The sequence below is a fragment of the Jezberella sp. genome, assembly GCF_964834465.1.
In genome coordinates this window covers 39,562-56,211 of sequence record NZ_CBAZRM010000018.1, presented here as the reverse complement: position 1 = coordinate 56,211, position 16,650 = coordinate 39,562, and the positions used below count along the sequence as shown (strand labels likewise).

Genomic DNA, 16,650 nt, shown 5'->3' with positions numbered 1-16,650 from the left:
ACCGGTATCCCCGCGATCTTCGCCGACCATTCTTTAGGCCCTGTCGTATGCACCGACACGCCTTCAGCATCGACTGCAACAGTCACGGGCATATCTTCAACGTCAAACTCATAGATTGCCTCCATCCCCAGATCTTCAAACGCCAGAACTTTGGAAGATTTAATCGCCTTAGAAACCAGATAGGCAGCGCCACCGACTGCCATCAGGTACGCGACCTTATGTTTGCGAATCGACTCAATGGTCGCGGGGCCACGCTCAGACTTACCGATCATGACGGTGAGCCCCGTCTGATCAAGCATCAAATCAGTAAATTTATCCATGCGCGTGGCTGTCGTCGGGCCGGCGGGGCCGACCACTTCATCACGAACGGGATCCACTGGCCCCACGTAATAAATCGCGCGATCTTTAAACGAGACAGGCAGTGGCTCGCCTCTGGCCAACATATCTTGAATTCGTTTGTGCGCCGCATCGCGACCTGTCAACATTTTACCGTTCAATAGCAACGTGTCGCCACGCTTCCAGGTGGCAATCTCGGCTTTGGTCAAGGTATTCAAATCAACCCGCTTGGATGCCTTGTAATCAGGCGCCCACGTCACGGTTGGCCAATCAGACAGCGATGGCGTATGCAAGTGAGCTGGCCCTGAACCATCCAACACAAAATGAGCATGGCGTGTTGCCGCACAATTCGGGATCATCGCGACCGGAAACGAAGCGGCATGGGTCGCAAACGTCTTGATCTTGACATCCAACACCGTCGTCAAACCACCGAGACCTTGCGCACCAATCCCTAAGGCATTCACTTTGCGATATAGCTCGATGCGCAGCTCTTCAAGCTTGTTCGCTGGACCGCGCTCAAGCAGTTCATACATGTCGAGGTCTTCCATCAGCGACTGCTTGGCCATCAAGACCGCTTTCTCAGCGGTCCCCCCCACGCCAATCCCCAGCATGCCAGGCGGGCACCAGCCAGCGCCCATGGTGGGCACCGTTTTGACGACCCAATCGACAATCGAATCGTTGGGGTTAAGCATCGCCAGCTTGGATTTATTCTCTGAACCGCCCCCTTTCGACGCTAACTGCACGTCTACTTTGTCACCTGGTACCAACTCAACACTCACCACACAGGGCGTGTTGTCTTTGGTGTTTTTGCGCGCAAAAATGGGGTCGTCCAGAATCGAAGCCCGCAAGGGATTATCCGGGTTCAAATAGCCGCGGCGAACGCCCTCATCACAGAGCTCTTGCAGGCTCTTGGTACTGTTAAACCGAACATTCATGCCAACTTTAAGAAATACGTTGACGATGCCTGTGTCTTGGCACAGCGGCCGACGCCCCTCAGCGCTCATCCTTGAATTCGTCAGGATTTGAGCCATCGCATCTTTCGCAGCCGGGCTTTCTTCACGCTCATAGGCGCGAGCCAGATGCTTGATGTAGTCGGCTGGATGGTAATAACTGATGAACTGGATCGCGTCAGCAATTGACTGAACCAAGTCTTCTTCTTGAATCGTGACAGACATGTGATTGCCCAATGGTTAAAGGTTGAAAATGAATAACAAAAATTATTTGCCTTGCCAGACCGGTTTGCGCTTCTCAGCGAAAGCTGTAGCGCCCTCGCGCGCATCGAGCGAGGTAAAAATATGAGCCATCCGAGGGCGCTGTAAATCAAACATCTGATCTGAAGGCCAATCAAGCCCTTCGTTAATCAAACGCTTGGCGGTTTGAATCGCCAGCGGACCATTCTCGCAAATCCGTCGCGCCAGCGTGATTGCACCGGCAAGCGCAAAACCGGGCTCAGTCAGCACGTTCACCAACCCGAACTGGTGGGCGCGCTGGGCCGCAAACATGTCGCCAGTGAGAACCACTTCCATGGCGATGTGATAGGGGATTCTTCTTGGCAAACGCATCATGCCGCCAGAACCTGGCACCAATCCGCGTTTGAGCTCAGGCAAGCCAAAACTGGCATCACTGGCTGCCACGACGAGATCGCAGGCAAGCACCATTTCACAGCCCCCCGCTAAGGCATACCCCTCAACAGCTGCAATGAGCGGTTTTTTGGGAGGTGCCTCAACAAAGCCGGCAAACCCCTTGCCTTCAACCACAGAGCGTTTACCCGTGCGGGCGAAATCTTTCAAATCCATGCCTGAGCTGAAGGTGGCCCCCGAACCGGTCAGTATGCCTATTCTGACATCGTCGCGTGCATCCATCTCTTCAAAAGCCGCTGCCATCTCCACCGCAGTGTCGATCGTAATGGCATTTTTTGCCTGTGGCCGATTGATGGTAATAATCTGGATACCGTCGCTAACTTCAACATCGATGAACTGAGGCATTGCATGACTCCCGTGAGCGCCGTGATGGGTCACCAAGGCGGATTTTTGCTAAATCATAGGCGATTCAGGGGTAGCCTGCTGTCTAAGTCGTTACCCGCTGTAAAATGCCCGTCTCGCTCGTCAGAAACGACTTTTTACCAAAGATTCATGCTTACCTTTCAGCAAATTATCCTTCGCTTGCAAGAATACTGGGATCACCAAGGCTGTGCGTTGTTACAGCCCTATGATATGGAGGTCGGCGCCGGCACCTCTCACACCGCGACATTTCTTCGCGCGATTGGCCCAGAGCCGTGGCGTGCGGCTTATGTACAGCCGTCCAGACGCCCAAAAGATGGGCGCTATGGTGAAAATCCAAATCGTCTGCAGCACTATTACCAATACCAGGTGGTGCTGAAACCTGCGCCAACAGACATTCTCGATCTGTACATCGGGTCGCTCAAAGCGCTGGGGATTGATCCTCTGAAACACGACATCCGCTTTGTTGAAGACGACTGGGAAAATCCCACCTTGGGTGCGTGGGGTCTTGGCTGGGAGGTCTGGCTCAATGGCATGGAAGTCACGCAGTTCACTTACTTCCAGCAAGTTGGCGGTCTGGATTGCACCCCGGCCACGGGCGAGATCACCTACGGGCTTGAGCGCCTGGCCATGTATTTGCAAGGTGTCGAGAGTGTCTACGATTTGGTCTGGACAAAAAGCTCGCGCGGCAAAGTGCTGTATCGCGATGTGTTTCACCAGAACGAGGTCGAACAATCGACCTACAACTTCGAACACGCGAACGCTGAGATGCTATTCAGACATTTCAGCGATTACGAAGCGTCAGCTCAAGCATTGATTGCAGTACCGCTCGCCCTGCCCGCGTACGAAGCAACCTTGAAGGCTGCACATACGTTCAACATGCTAGACGCTCGCGGCGCCATCAGCGTGACCGAACGTGCCGCCTATATCGGGCGTATCCGCAATCTTTCGCGAGCAGTCGCTCAAGCCTATTTTGATTCTCGCGAGCAACTCGGCTTCCCGATGCTGAAACAAGCGCAAGGGGTTGGTCAATGAACGAGTCAACGCTAAATCACGACATATCAAATGACACGATGAATGCCACTGTCAGGCCACTTTTAGTTGAACTGTTTACTGAAGAGCTGCCACCCAAAGCCCTGCAGAAACTAGGCCTTGCCTTTTCAAAAGGCATGCACGACGGCTTGGCGACGTACGGCTTGTTAGCCAGCCAATGTGAAGTGGTCACCTTTGCAACACCTCGCCGACTGGCTGTCAGACTCACTCGCGTCATGTCGCAGGCGCCGCAACAGGCCTTTGTTGAAAAGCTGATGCCAGTCAAGATTGGTTTGGATGCGAACGGTGGTGCTACCCCTGCACTCGTGAAAAAGCTAGCGTCCAAGGGCTGGGAAGGCATAGACGTCAACACGTTAGCTCGCGAATCAGATGGCAAGCAGGATTACCTGGTGATGCGCGGTGACGCACCGGGCGCGACGTTGACCGATGTCCTCGAGTCGGTCATCGAGTCAAGTCTGGCTGGTTTACCCATCCCCAAAATGATGAAATATCAGCTGGCTGATGGCATCACGTCGGTCAAATTTGTTCGCCCAGCGCACGCACTGATCGTGTTATTTGGTCAAGACATTATCCCCGCAACCATCTTGGGATTACAGGCCGGCCGAGTCACGCATGGGCATCGTTTTCTACATCCCGGCGCCATCGTGATCACCGATGCCACCTCTTATGAGCACCAGTTAGCGGCTGAGGGTCACGTGCTTGCCTCGTTCGACGCTCGGCGCGACGAGATTGCGCGGCAGTTGAAGATCGAATCCGACCGTTTGGGGACGACGCTATCTACTGACCCAGCCGTCGCTGAACTACTCAACGAAGTGACCGCTTTAGTCGAATCACCCAAAGTCTATGTCGGTGCGTTCGAAGCGCGTTTTCTCGCTGTACCGCAAGAGTGTCTGATCTTGACGATGCGCTTGAATCAAAAATACTTCCCGCTGTTTGATCGTAGCAGCGGCAAATTGACGCATCAGTTTCTCATTGTCAGCAATATGCCGACCGATCACCCTGAAGCAATCATTCAAGGTAACGAGCGTGTGGTCAGGCCTCGGCTTGCTGATGCCGAATTCTTTTACCAGACCGATCGTAAATTGCCGCTTTCAGCGCGTGTCGCCGCTCTTGGATCTATCGTTTATCACAATAAACTAGGCTCACAGCTGCAGCGTGTCGACCGCGTGCGTCAAATATCTGCCTGGATTGCGCATGCACTGAATGTGGACCCAACGACCCCGGATCGCGCAGCCATGCTGGCAAAGGCTGATCTCACAACCAATATGGTGGGTGAATTCCCTGAATTACAAGGGATCATGGGCGCGTACTATGCCCTTGGGGATGGTGAATCCCAAGATGTTGTCGATGCCTTGCAAACCCAGTACAGAATTCGCTTTGATACGGCTATCCAACGCCAGCAATTGACCGCTGCCATCTTGTTTATGGCCGATCGCGCCGAGACCTTGGTGGGCATTTGGGGGATAGGACTTGCCCCAACCGGTGAGCGCGATCCGTTTGGCCTGAGACGCGCTGCACTGGGTATCCTCAGTGTGTTCGAACAATTAACTGCGGGTGGTCTGCTGCGTATCAAAGAAGCTGGGCCCATCACGCTTGAAGGCTTATTGCAAGCAGCGGCTCAGTCGTTTGCAGCCGACACGCTTGCAACAGACACCGTCACTGAGGTCAACGCCTTTATTATCGAGCGTTTGCGAAACACACTGATCCAGCAATATGACCGTAACGCGGTTGAGGCGGTACTCGCATTATCGCCCCCTCTGCATCAGATCCATGCGCGCGTCAAAGCCGTCACCGCCTTCATGCAATTGCCAGCCGCGAGCAGCTTGGCGGCGGCCAATAAGCGCATCAGCAACTTACTTAAAAAGGCTGAAGAAACGACCACGGCGATCAATCCTGCGTTACTGACCGATGCAGCAGAAATCAGCCTGGCGACGATTGTTGGCGAGCTGCAACCCATCGCCACTCAACAAGTCTTGAATGGCGACTATGAAGCGGCGATGCAGACGCTTGCTCAAGCCCGCACCCCTGTCGATGCATTTTTTACCGAGGTAATGGTCATGGCCGACGATGTCTCTATCCGAAACAATCGGCTGGCCCTGCTGGCAAACCTGCACGGCCTGATGAATCAAGTCGCGGATATCTCAAGGTTAGCCACATGAAACTTATCATCCTTGATCGTGATGGCGTGATCAATCAAGATAGCGACGAATATATCAAAAGCCCGGATGAATGGCATGCGTTGCCCGGTAGTTTGTCAGCGATTGCGAGATTGAACCAGGCAGGTTGGACGGTCGCGGTCGCGTCGAATCAGTCTGGTCTGGCGCGAGGCTATTTTGATACAAAGACGCTCTCCGCCATCCATCAAAAATTACGCAAAGAGCTCGCTCAACTCGGCGGTACGATTGACGCTTTCTTTGTCTGTCCGCATGGTCCGGATGATGGCTGCGATTGTCGCAAACCGTTGCCCGGTATGTTTAACGAGATTGGTCGCCGCTATGACGTCTCTCTAGCAGACGTGCCGGCCGTGGGAGACTCTTTGCGGGATCTGCAAGCCTCTCATGCCGCAGGTTGTTCACCTTGGCTCGTGCAAACTGGCAATGGAGGCCATACTCTCGCGAAGGGTGGTCTCCCCGAAGGCACAAGAATCGCCGTTGATCTGGCCGATGCCGTCGACCAAATTTTGGATGCGACATTAAATTGATCACTCTGTTGCGCAGCACACTCTTTGCTATCTTCCAGATCGTCACAGTCATCCCGTTTGCCTTTGGCTGCATTCTTTGGGCTCCCCTGCCGTTGCGCTGGCGCTATAAGCTCACGATGGGATGGACAGCGCTGACCGTGTGGGGTGCAAAAGCGATCTGTGGCGTCCAATGGCGCGTCATTGGTTTGGATAATCTGCCGGATGCGCCGGCGGTCGTGCTGTGCAAACACCAATCAGCCTGGGAGACGCTCTTTCTGCCGTCGCACATGCCGCGCGAATTGTGTTTCGTTTACAAACGCGAATTGCATCGCGTCCCGTTCTTCGGCTGGGGGATTGCCCTGCTGAACATGATAGCCATTGACCGAGGCAAGGTGCGCGATGCTTTCGATCAGGTCGTTAAGATCGGGCAAGAAAAGCTAGATCAAGGTCGATGGCCCATTTTGTTTCCCGAAGGGACACGTATCGCCCCTGGTGCAATGGGCAAATTCAAATCTGGCGGTGCGTTGTTAGCATGCAAAACAGGCGTTCCCGTGATTCCGATCGCCCATAATGCTGGCGAATGTTGGCCGCGCAACGCGTTCTTCAAAAAGCCCGGTTTGATTACGGTGTCGATCGGTGCACCGATTCCTTCTGCAGGGCTAACCCCCACGCAACTGAATGCCAAAGTGTTCGCCTGGATCGAAGCCGAAATGCGTCAACTTAACCCCGAGCGTTATCCTTCCTGATCATGAGCCAGCTTGAACTCCTTCTGACCGAGTCACAAGGTTCACAGCCAAGCTGGATCCAGCCACCACAAAGCATGCCGGCTGGTGCTCGTTGGCGAGTTGTTCAAACGGGGGCTGACGCGGTGGGGTTCGTGCTGGTGCGATCCAAACGACGCAGCATCGGGTTTGTGATCGGTGACGAAGGTCTGCGAGTGACTGCCCCCAATTGGGTAACACTGACACAAGTAGACCATGCCGTTGTCGAAAAAATGCCCTGGATCTTAAGCAAGCTTCAAGAGTGGCAGCGGCGCAAAGACAGCATGGCCATGGCGCATACACGCTGGCAATCCGGCGGAGAGTTGCCCTATCTCGGTTGTTCAATCGTATTGCGAGTTGGGACGCCGAGCCATGATGCCCCTCGCGGTCGAGCACATTTTGAGGGAGATCACCGTGCCCCGTTGCCAGGACAGCATTTGTGGCTACCGTTGCCCGCTGATGCTGATAACTCTCGTGTCAGGGAAATGGCGCAATCCTGGTTGCAGGGTCAAGCCAAGTCTTGGTTTGACGGCAGGCTCAAGCACTTTCTGGATCAAACCGGCCTCTGCATCACCAAATGGAGACTCTCTTCTGCCAGCACGCGTTGGGGGTCTTGCACGAGCGACGGTCACATTATGCTTAATTGGCGACTGATACACTTTTCTCCGATGATCATTGATTACGTGATTGCCCACGAACTTGCCCATCTCAGAGAAATGAACCATAGTCGAGACTTCTGGCATGAGGTCGAATTACTCTATCCAGATTATCTGTCTGCCAAAAAGATTCTTAAGCGGTTTTCGCCAGACGGCGTACCGGAACTTTAATCAAGGAGCTACCATGCGAATCCTGCACACCATGCTGCGCGTCGGCAACCTCGAGCGTTCGATTGACTTCTATACCAATGTTCTCGGGATGCAGGTTATCCGCAGCACCGAATACCCGACGGGTCGCTTCACGAATACCTTCGTCGGTTACGGCGACGAAAGTCAGGGTGCCGTGCTTGAGCTGACCTACAACTGGGACACCGATCACTACGATTTGGGCAGCGGCTATGGGCATATTGCGCTCGCCGTCGAGGACGCCTACCAAGCTTGTGACAAAATTCGTGAACGCGGGGGCAAAGTGACCCGTGAAGCTGGGCCTATGAAACACGGCACGACGGTCATTGCCTTTGTCGAAGACCCTGACGGTTACAAGATTGAACTGATTCAACGCAAATAGTCGCTCGCGACTGCACGGACCCTATGATAAAGATAGTGATCGCACCCGACTCGTTCAAAGAGAGCTTGTCGGCAGAAAAGGTGGCGCAGGCCATTGAACGAGGCATCAAACGGGTATTACCGGATGCCCTCGTTTACTGCATTCCCATGGCTGATGGTGGTGAAGGCACCGTGGATGCAGTTCTTGCCGCTGCGCACGGTGAGCGCCGATACACGCTGACACAAGATTCGCTTGGTCAACCCCTAGAGGCCGCATGGGCTTGGTTAGCGCCACGTACCGCCGTGATTGAAATGGCCACCGCTGCGGGTTTAGAACTCATCCCTTTAGCGCGCCGTAATGCCCTGCAGGCCAGTAGCTACGGTGTTGGCGAACTGATTCGTGCTGCGCTCGACGAAGGCGCAGAACATATTGTGCTGGGGCTAGGCGGATCAGCCACGAACGACGCTGGTGCGGGTATGTTGCAAGCGCTGGGTCTGCGGCTGACAGATGCACATGGTCAAGCGTTAAAACCCGGGGGGGCTGCGCTCGCGACGCTGACTCACATTGACGCCAGCGCTCTCGATAGCAGACTGACATCGGTTCAGGTCACCATCGCCTCTGATGTCGACAACCCCTTGTGCGGACCTGAGGGCGCGTCAGCCACGTTTGGGCCTCAAAAAGGGGCTACCCCTGAACAAGTCCAGCAGCTTGATCTTGCCTTGAGTCATTTTGCCGATTGCGTTGCGCAGTTCAAAGGCAAAGACTTTCGCAATAGCAAGGGCTCGGGTGCGGCAGGTGGTCTGGGCTTCGCGGCTCATAGCTTCATGAATGCCGTCTTTAGGCCAGGCGTTGAGGTCGTAGCAGAACTCGGTGCGCTCGAGCAAGCTATCCGCGGATCGAGTCTGGTCATGACGGGTGAGGGTCGTATGGACGCTCAGACCTTGCACGGCAAAACGCCGATGGGCGTCGCCAAGATCGCCAAGCAACTGAAGGTGCCCGTCATCGCCATTGCCGGATCGTTGGGTGAAGGATATAAGGAGTTATACCCTGTCGGTATTCACGCCGCGTTCAGCTTAACCAACGGGCCCATGACGCTTGCGCAAGCTTGCCAGGATTGCGCAACCCTGCTCGAAGACAGAGCAGAGGATATTATCCGGGTTTGGGTCGCCGCACAGACGAACAACTCATCTCGAAAACACGGCATTTGAGGTAGAACGATCACCGCTGAGCAAGACTTGTGATGCCTAGCCCATGCAAGGCATCTGCCATGCCAACATAAGCTGATACGGGCACAGCCTCGGCTCTTAACGTTGGTTCAATACCCAGATCTGACCAAGGAATCATCGATACCCACTCGGACAAAACACCTCTGAGCATTTTGCGTCGTTGCGAGAAAGCGCGCGCCACAATTTCAGCAAACAACCTTTCGTTAGCCGCTCGCACTCGCCCAGGCCCCAGCGGCACCATCCGAACGATGGATGACACCACCCGTGGTGGTGGATCAAAAGCACTGGGGTCGACATCAAAGAGCTTTGTCATCTTGTAGCGATACTGCAGCATCACGGACAAACGGCTAAAGTCTGCGGTGCCGGCAAGCGCCACCATCCGGTCAACGACCTCGCGCTGCAACATAAAATGCTGATCAACGATGCAGTCGGCGTACTGAGTGAGCGCAAAGAGCAAAGGGGTCGAAATGTTGTACGGCAGGTTGCCGACAATCCGTAGAGACGATCCAAAGCTTGAAAAATCTACCTGAAGCGCATCGGCCTCAATGACGTCAAGCTTGCCATCCGAAAACCGAGAGCGCAACCGCCCCGCCAAATCTCGGTCAATTTCGATGGCGGTGAGCTTGGATAGCCGGTCTAACAACGGCTCAGTCAGCGCAGATAAACCCGGCCCAATTTCGATGACACGCTCATGAGATGCTGGGTCAATCGCGTTGACAATCGCATCAATCACGGCTTGGTCGACTAGAAAGTTTTGACCAAACCGTTTACGTGCCTGATGCGATGCCACAGATTACTCAGTTGCTTGCTTGAGGCGCTTCTCAAGGCGGTTATCGACATAGCTTTGATTTCTGAGTTGAGTCACCCAGTCATCGAAAGCGACATCAGCTCGTTTTTGATAAAGGTACTGTCTGACTTGATTACGCCGGAACTGATCCGCCATATCTTCAACACGACGATCTTCTACCAAAATCAAGTGCCATCCAAACTGTGACTGTATCGGTTGACTAATTTCACCGATTTGCAGCTGGTTCATCGCCCGCTCAAAGGGTGGGACAGTGTCACCTGGATTAAGCCAACCGAGGTCTCCCCCTTGCGGCGCAGAAGCATCGGCAGAGAAGCGTTTAGCCAAATCGGTAAAAGACTCTTTACCCACAGTGGCACGATCTCGGATGTCTTTGAGTCGCTGCACGGCTAACTCATCACTCATCACAGGACTGGTCTTAATCAAGATGTGACGCGTTTTCGTCTGCTGTACGGGCATTGGGCCTTTACTTTCGCCGATGATCACCGGCGGTTGAGGACCACGCCCCTGCTGAGCAGCCTGCTGAGGTGGTGGTTGTGCAGGGCCACCCTCTTTAGCACCTTTATTGCCTTTCGCGGGTTTCCCAGCAGCTTGCGGCTGAGGAGGTGCCATATCTGACCGCGCCAGCACTTTCAAAATATGAAAACCATTACCACTTTGGATGATGCCCGTGATTTGGCCATTACCCAACTTAATCACCGCATTAGCAAACAAATCGGGCCAGCCTTCGATTGGACGAGCACCCAATTGCCCACCGCGCATGGCTTCTGGCCCCTCAGACATACCAGCCGCCAGCGTTTCAAAACTCTGTCCTGCCTTCAGGCGGGCAAGGATTTCCTCTATCTTTTTGCGTTTGGTTGCAATTTCATCTTGCGATGCGCCATCCGGGACTTTCACGAGAATCTGGGCGAGTGCGAGCGCAAGCGGTTGATTAGAAGGGACAGTCGCTGGTGGCTGCTGCGGTGCTTCAACCGAGGCGGGTTCAGCTGCCGCAGAAGGACGCCCGAGCGGTGCTAAGCCGCCTGCTTGTCTAGCGGTCTGCTCACGCAAAAATGCATCCACATCCGCGTCAGAGACAATGGCATTAGACTCAACCACGCGCTGGCGCAAACGATCCAGAATGATTTCTTTTTTCAACGTCACCAAATAATCCGCCCATGTCAGGCCGGTCGCCTCGACCTGTTTGCGGAACTGCGGCAACGACAATTTATTTCGCTCGGCGATAGATTCGGCCGCTAACTGTGCGTTTTGATCGTTGACAGATATCTTTAAGCGAGCTGCCTCTTGGCCAATCAACTTTTCAGTGATCAAACGCTGCAAAACTTGAGCCCCAATCAAATCATCGGGAGGTAGTTGAATTTTTTGGGCGGCCAGTTCTTGCTTTGCCTTTTTGACAGAAACATCCAGCTCGCTCTGGGTAATGACATCTTTATTGACAACAGCGATGATTTGGTCGGCGTTTTGCTCGGGGCTGGCGACACTTTGCTTTGCTTTAGCGTCAGCGGCTGTGCCAGATGATTGAGTCGTCTTAGCGGCGGTGGTGTCAGTCGTTGTTGCCGTCGTTTTTTTCTTTGCTGCCCCAGTGTTCGCTGACTGAGCCATGACTGTACATGGCAATACCAACACCATCCAGCACAACACCTGAGCGAGTTTGGAGGTCATCCTCGATTGAGTCATTATTCGTACCTTTCAAATTTCGAAACATTAGGCACCAGAGGCACTGGATTCTCGTAACCAACCACACTCTTCGCAATCAAGCCCATGGGGTTACTGCCTAAAGAACCTAAACCAGACAGCTCAAGCTGTAAAAACACAGCTGTGTTGTAACTATTGGCAGTGGCGAGCGTCGTGGCTGTCGTGGTGGTGGTGTTCAACAAGGGATTTAACGCATAGCGTTGCAAGACGACCCTAGCCGCCCAACAGCAATCACCCTTGTACTCGAGCCCCCCAAGTATTTGCGTGAACCCTGGCAGCTGGTAGTTGCTCGGGTTATTCACAAAAGAGTAATCAACCCGTCCCACGGTGTACCAATTCTTACCCAACGGCCATTGCGTCGACACGCTGATTTGATTTTGGCCCTGCGTTTGATAAACAGAGGTCGTGGTGGGCGTCACTTGATAACGCCAAGACGCAAGAATTAGAGACTGCCGCTGTGGTTTCCATCGGGCAGACAGCTGTGTTCGATCAAATTGACCGTTGTAGGGGTTGTATTGCAATGAAGCCGTCGAACCGAGTTTATCGGTCCAGCCAACGGTATTTTCAAACAACAGTGAAGAGGTGCTGTTTGTTCGAGCGACCCCACCAGGCAAGGTAACCAACTGATCTGTCATGTAGTACTGCTGAGCGACCGAGAAGGTCAAGCGCTCAAACCCAGTGTCTGCGTCAAGAAAACGGGTCGAAACACCGGTCGTCACTTGATTCGCGTTGGCCACTCTATCCCAACCACCGGAATAAATATTTTCTTGAAACAGCTGTGAATAGCTCAGATCAGCCAAGGTCGTGTCGTAGACGGGCACTTGAGATTGATTCTGATAAGGCACGTACAGATAGTTCAACCGAGGTTCTATCGTTTGTATCGCCGCGTTATTGAACAAAGTCGTATTGCGTTCGAATCTCATGCCCGCATCGATCGATGCCAATGGCAAGGTCAACGTGTTCGAGGTCTGACCATAAGTCCCCGTGAGGGCTTTCCAGTCAGTGTTGTACTGGCTACCATAAAGACTCAATTTAGGCGTGACATACCAGCCTGGGTGAATAATCGGATAAGAAATTTGGTTGTACGACCGATAGCGTTCGCCAACAGGCGAGGTACTGTAATTCGCAACACCCGTGCTATTCGTTAAATCAAATTTGGTTGCCGTATTTTCAGTCTGAAAATCAAAGCCGTTCCAGTTGAATAGATTGCCGGTTAACGCTATTTCGGGGACTTTGTTGTACGGCGCTACCACCGGGTTAGAGACTGACGAAAGTGTTTGGTAGGTCAAATACTGGACAGAGGTGTTCCAGTAGCCATCGCCCCACCCTGCCATCGCCATGCGCGGCAAAATCGACGTCGGGATTTGATTGGCACCAATAATAGAAAAATCACTGAAGTAATTGGGATCTGAAACGCCAGTCGCCGACCATGCCGCGTAAAAACCTCGATCAAGGCTTTTGAAACCGTTGGTCGAATAAAGCCAGCGATTGGTCTGAGTCAGCGTGTCATTGTTCAGGTAGGTACCCGAAAAATCGAAACGGTCGTACAGCACAGAATCAAACTGCGTTTTGCGCTTTCCGTTGATGTAGGTGCCCGGCGCATAAATGGACGTGCCGTCAAAAGCATCCATCCAGCGAAACTCACCCCCAATCTGCTCGCCACGTTTTGTCATCGCGCGACTCACCAGGGTCGCGTCGTAATTCGGTGCCAAGTTGAAGTAATAGGGCTGCGTGTAATCGAAACCGGTGGTAGACGTCGACGCAAAAGTTGGGATCAAAAACCCCGATTTACGCTCTTTCTTGATGGGAAACGTCAAATAAGGCGACGCCAGAATAGGGACTTCTTTGAAGTAGAGCACACCGTTATGAGCCACACCTTCATTATTGTCAAAGTCCAGATCAAGCTTATCCATCTGCATGTACCAAGCGGGATTAGGACATGGGCAACCTGAATAAGTGACATCCGTGAAGGACATTTGATTGCGGCTAAAAATATCGGCCCACGAACCGATGCCCGAACCGCCATTCTCTAGCCAGAAATTGGGCTGATTAACCGTACCCGTCCCATTTTCAGTGTCGTAATGGATCTCAGGGCCAGTGATCGTGCTGCCGCTGCGAATCAAGCGTCCGTGACCGCGCGCGTCCATCGTTGAGGACACTTTGTTGTAGTTAATGACATCCGCTTTCAGGATGGCATCTTGTCGACGTGTCGATGCACTGCCCGTGAGCAAGACGTTCTCATCGGCATCTGACCGAAATTCGTCACTCTCGATGAAGGAGGGCATTTGCTTGTCAGACTCTGGCGGTCGGGCCAGTGCTGGTGACAGGCGCAAGCCTGGCCCAACCCACGCTTTATCAACGGGCTTAGGGGCCAGGGGGTCGACCAACGATTGCCCATGCGCATGCATGGCACAAAGCCCCAATCCAAACAACAAAATGATCCGGCGAAAAAAGTACACGTGCGCGGTTTAACCTTGTGACAAGCGTTAGGCGTCGAGAACACCCTCAGGCTTTTTTATCAGCGCAAAATAGGGGTAGCCGGACAGTATTATAGAGAAGCAAACTATTACGTGTTTACAACCTGGCATTTTGCCTCAAATCGTACCTCTTTCTGTGCAATTACTCATGACTTTAAACGCCCAAGATCTTCGACTCACCCGTTTAAGACAGTGGTTATCCACATTTTCCGCTGAACTGGGGATCGATCCCGATAGCTTAGCGCCCGCCTCTAGCGACGCCAGTTTCCGGCGCTATTTCAGGGTTTCCTCAGGTCAACGAACGCTGGTGATCATGGATGCCCCCCCGCCGAACGAAGACTGTCGACCCTTTGTCGACGTCACCTCGAGGCTGGCTGCCGTGGGGCTTAACGTCCCTCAGGTGATTAGGGAAAACCTTGATGAAGGTTTCTTGCTGCTGACTGATTTGGGCCCAACGACGTATTACGACAAAATCCAGCAAGGCGTGGATGACGCCAGCCTTCAGAAAATGTATCGAGAGGCAGTCGGGGCACTGGTGCAGATGCAAGCAGCACAGACTCAAGGCCTCTCGGTCTATGACGCATCAAAATTGAAAGCTGAACTAGGCCTATTTAGCGAATGGTACCTAGCCGTGCACTGCAAGGTGGCACTTGAGGCCACGCAAAGCGCTGCCCTGAATCAAGTGTTCGACATCTTGGTACAACACAATGCCAGTCAACCGCGCGTGTTGGTGCATCGTGATTTTCACTCACCGAACTTGATGTACTGTACAGAGGCTCAGTATGGCGCAAATCCTGGCATCCTCGATTATCAAGATGCGGTGGCTGGCCCCATTACATACGACCTTGCGTCGATCGTCATGGATGCGCGCACGACTTGGGAAGAGCCTCAACAACTCGATTGGGCAATCAGGTACTGGGAGCAAGCCCGAAGCGCTGGATTGCCCGTGCCGACCGATTTTGCCGATTTTCATCGGGACTATGAGTGGATGGCCTTGCAACGCAATCTGCGCATTCTTGGGGTCTTTGCACGGCTTAACTATCGCGATCAGAAGGCGCATTACTTGGCTCACATCCCCCGCGTCAACCAATATGTGCGGCAGGTAGCTGGACGCTACCTCGCGTTTCGCCCCCTCATCAAGCTCATCGATCAACTCGATCACGTCCAAACCTCGGTTGGCTATACTTTCTGATGAAGGCGATGATTTTGGCCGCAGGCCGGGGTGAAAGAATGCGGCCACTCACGGACGCTTTGCCCAAACCTCTGCTTGAAGTTGGCGGTAAGCCATTAATCGTCTGGCATTTGATTAGGCTAGCGAACGCTGGGATTCACGAGATCGTGATCAACCATGCCTGGCTTGGTGAAAAAATAGAGACAACACTAGGAAACGGAAGTCAGTTTGGGGTGAGCATTCAGTACTCAGCTGAATCAACGGCCCTCGAGACCGCGGGCGGTATCGCCACCGCGTTGCCCAAGCTTGGCAATGAGCCGTTTTTGGTCCTCAATGGTGACATCTGGTGTGACTGGGATCTAGGATTGGCGGCTCGGGCAGCCAGCCGGTTGCAACAAAGCGATGCCCTTGCCTGGCTTGTCATGGTGCCCAACCCGCTGCATCACCCGCTTGGCGACTTCACCTTGGGTTTGGACGATCACTTAACAGACCACACCGATCAAGCGCGCCAGTTGACTTTCTCTGGCATCGGCGTCTATCAGCCCGCGCTTTTTGCAAGGACACCACGCGGTCAGCCGGCAAAATTAGCGCCCTTGCTGAGGTTAGCGATGAGGCACCGGCAGGTGGGCGGCGAACGCTATGACGGCCCATGGATGGATATTGGGACGCCAGACAGGCTCAACGAACTTGATCTCGCCTTACGAACCGCTCAACTGACGATGCCCGACCCAGCCGCAAGCCAGGAGAGTCCTTGAATGTCGCAGCCGCTCCACGCCCTCGCAAAGAGACATAGCGATGGCGGTCTGATTGACCCTTCTTCTTAAAGCGAGGAAAATCTGCGCGATTTGATAAAAGGTTATCCTTGCGCCCTTATCCAACGTAGCAGAAACAGGACGTATGAATGGTCATTCGAGTGCAACCCCAACGAACAAGCTTCAAACCAATCCCTTACCAGCGAACCAATCACAGACGCACCATCCCAGCCTGGATGATTATCTTGGTCGTCGGTATCCTACTGGGTGGCTCGGGCGTCCTGTTTTTACAAACGAGTTACGGCCCCAAGCGGTTATCCTCCACCGATGCACAGAAATTGACCGATGAATTAACGAGCAGCAACATCGAACGCCAGAGACTACAAACCGAGTTAGACGAATTAAAAACGACGCTGGAGGCAGCAAAAAAGCAGCCATCAACCAACTCAGCAGCACCAGTGAGCGAATAGCGTCAACCCTTGTCAGTGGAA

15 protein-coding genes are annotated in these 16,650 nt (G+C 53.5%); 10 read left to right on the top strand and 5 right to left on the bottom strand.

Features of this window, described 5'->3' with window-relative positions:
- Positions 1 to 1,511 (bottom strand): fumarate hydratase (locus AC1W8Y_RS13640; RefSeq protein ID WP_482015036.1); only part of this gene is annotated, 1,511 nt, incomplete at its 3' end.
- A gap of 42 nt (positions 1,512 to 1,553) precedes the next feature.
- Positions 1,554 to 2,321 carry a crotonase/enoyl-CoA hydratase family protein gene (locus tag AC1W8Y_RS13635; protein ID WP_482015035.1) on the bottom strand — a complete coding sequence of 256 codons (768 nt, stop codon included), beginning with the start codon at positions 2,319 to 2,321 and terminating at the stop codon, positions 1,554 to 1,556.
- A gap of 147 nt (positions 2,322 to 2,468) precedes the next feature.
- On the opposite strand from AC1W8Y_RS13635, the gene glyQ reads away from it, so the two are divergent.
- From glyQ to AC1W8Y_RS13600, 7 genes are all read left to right on the top strand, one after another.
- Positions 2,469 to 3,371 (top strand): glycine--tRNA ligase subunit alpha, encoded by a 903-nt coding sequence (gene glyQ / locus AC1W8Y_RS13630; RefSeq protein WP_482015034.1) that lies wholly within the window; start codon positions 2,469 to 2,471, stop codon positions 3,369 to 3,371.
- 38 nt (positions 3,372 to 3,409) lie between these two features.
- Complete coding sequence (glyS, locus tag AC1W8Y_RS13625) at positions 3,410 to 5,548, top strand: glycine--tRNA ligase subunit beta (protein ID WP_482015041.1); 2,139 nt, start codon at positions 3,410 to 3,412, stop codon at positions 5,546 to 5,548.
- Positions 5,545 to 6,090, top strand: a complete 546-nt coding sequence (gene gmhB / locus AC1W8Y_RS13620) for a D-glycero-beta-D-manno-heptose 1,7-bisphosphate 7-phosphatase (RefSeq protein WP_482015033.1) — start codon at positions 5,545 to 5,547, stop codon at positions 6,088 to 6,090. Before glyS ends, gmhB begins: the two co-directional genes overlap by 4 nt.
- Positions 6,090 to 6,815: a lysophospholipid acyltransferase family protein gene (locus tag AC1W8Y_RS13615; protein WP_482015040.1), complete on the top strand. Its 726-nt coding sequence runs from the start codon at positions 6,090 to 6,092 to the stop codon at positions 6,813 to 6,815. Before gmhB ends, AC1W8Y_RS13615 begins: the two co-directional genes overlap by 1 nt.
- Before the next feature lie 74 nt (positions 6,816 to 6,889).
- Positions 6,890 to 7,657 (top strand): M48 family metallopeptidase, encoded by a 768-nt coding sequence (locus AC1W8Y_RS13610; RefSeq protein WP_482015039.1) that lies wholly within the window; start codon positions 6,890 to 6,892, stop codon positions 7,655 to 7,657.
- A gap of 13 nt (positions 7,658 to 7,670) precedes the next feature.
- Positions 7,671 to 8,054: a lactoylglutathione lyase gene (gene gloA, locus AC1W8Y_RS13605; protein WP_482015032.1), complete on the top strand. Its 384-nt coding sequence runs from the start codon at positions 7,671 to 7,673 to the stop codon at positions 8,052 to 8,054.
- Between the two features lie 26 nt (positions 8,055 to 8,080).
- Positions 8,081 to 9,241, top strand: a complete 1,161-nt coding sequence (locus tag AC1W8Y_RS13600) for a glycerate kinase (RefSeq protein WP_482015038.1) — start codon at positions 8,081 to 8,083, stop codon at positions 9,239 to 9,241.
- A gap of 10 nt (positions 9,242 to 9,251) precedes the next feature.
- Here AC1W8Y_RS13600 and rsmA read toward each other — a convergent pair whose 3' ends face one another.
- Genes rsmA through AC1W8Y_RS13585 form a run of 3 tightly spaced genes read right to left on the bottom strand, consistent with a single transcriptional unit; the run spans position 9,252 to position 14,218 of the window.
- Positions 9,252 to 10,049: a 16S rRNA (adenine(1518)-N(6)/adenine(1519)-N(6))-dimethyltransferase RsmA gene (rsmA, locus tag AC1W8Y_RS13595; RefSeq protein WP_482015031.1), complete on the bottom strand. Its 798-nt coding sequence runs from the start codon at positions 10,047 to 10,049 to the stop codon at positions 9,252 to 9,254.
- 3 nt (positions 10,050 to 10,052) lie between these two features.
- On the bottom strand, positions 10,053 to 11,726 hold the full coding sequence (locus tag AC1W8Y_RS13590) for a peptidylprolyl isomerase (protein WP_482015030.1): 1,674 nt from the start codon (positions 11,724 to 11,726) through the stop codon (positions 10,053 to 10,055).
- Positions 11,727 to 11,740: 14 nt separating this feature from the next.
- Positions 11,741 to 14,218, bottom strand: coding sequence for an LPS-assembly protein LptD (locus AC1W8Y_RS13585; RefSeq protein ID WP_482015029.1), 2,478 nt, complete (start codon positions 14,216 to 14,218; stop codon positions 11,741 to 11,743).
- 166 nt (positions 14,219 to 14,384) lie between these two features.
- On the opposite strand from AC1W8Y_RS13585, the gene AC1W8Y_RS13580 reads away from it, so the two are divergent.
- From AC1W8Y_RS13580 to AC1W8Y_RS13570, 3 genes are all read left to right on the top strand, one after another.
- Positions 14,385 to 15,428: an aminoglycoside phosphotransferase family protein gene (locus AC1W8Y_RS13580; RefSeq protein ID WP_482015028.1), complete on the top strand. Its 1,044-nt coding sequence runs from the start codon at positions 14,385 to 14,387 to the stop codon at positions 15,426 to 15,428.
- Entirely contained in the window at positions 15,428 to 16,162 is a 735-nt protein-coding gene (murU, locus tag AC1W8Y_RS13575; protein WP_482015027.1) for an N-acetylmuramate alpha-1-phosphate uridylyltransferase MurU, read from the top strand. The genes AC1W8Y_RS13580 and murU overlap by 1 nt, the downstream gene beginning before the upstream one ends.
- A gap of 146 nt (positions 16,163 to 16,308) precedes the next feature.
- Positions 16,309 to 16,629, top strand: coding sequence for a hypothetical protein (locus tag AC1W8Y_RS13570; RefSeq protein WP_482015026.1), 321 nt, complete (start codon positions 16,309 to 16,311; stop codon positions 16,627 to 16,629).
- Positions 16,630 to 16,650: the final 21 nt, after the last annotated feature.

Coding starts and splice junctions, on each gene's coding strand:
- gloA (WP_482015032.1), top strand. CDS start 7,671: ATGCGAATCCTGCACACCATGCTGCGCGTCGGCAACCTCGAGCGTTCG.
- AC1W8Y_RS13610 (WP_482015039.1), top strand. CDS start 6,890: ATGCCGGCTGGTGCTCGTTGGCGAGTTGTTCAAACGGGGGCTGACGCG.
- murU (WP_482015027.1), top strand. CDS start 15,428: ATGAAGGCGATGATTTTGGCCGCAGGCCGGGGTGAAAGAATGCGGCCA.
- AC1W8Y_RS13580 (WP_482015028.1), top strand. CDS start 14,385: ATGACTTTAAACGCCCAAGATCTTCGACTCACCCGTTTAAGACAGTGG.
- AC1W8Y_RS13590 (WP_482015030.1), bottom strand. CDS start 11,726: ATGACCTCCAAACTCGCTCAGGTGTTGTGCTGGATGGTGTTGGTATTG.
- gmhB (WP_482015033.1), top strand. CDS start 5,545: ATGAAACTTATCATCCTTGATCGTGATGGCGTGATCAATCAAGATAGC.
- glyS (WP_482015041.1), top strand. CDS start 3,410: ATGAATGCCACTGTCAGGCCACTTTTAGTTGAACTGTTTACTGAAGAG.
- AC1W8Y_RS13635 (WP_482015035.1), bottom strand. CDS start 2,321: ATGCCTCAGTTCATCGATGTTGAAGTTAGCGACGGTATCCAGATTATT.
- AC1W8Y_RS13570 (WP_482015026.1), top strand. CDS start 16,309: ATGGTCATTCGAGTGCAACCCCAACGAACAAGCTTCAAACCAATCCCT.
- glyQ (WP_482015034.1), top strand. CDS start 2,469: ATGCTTACCTTTCAGCAAATTATCCTTCGCTTGCAAGAATACTGGGAT.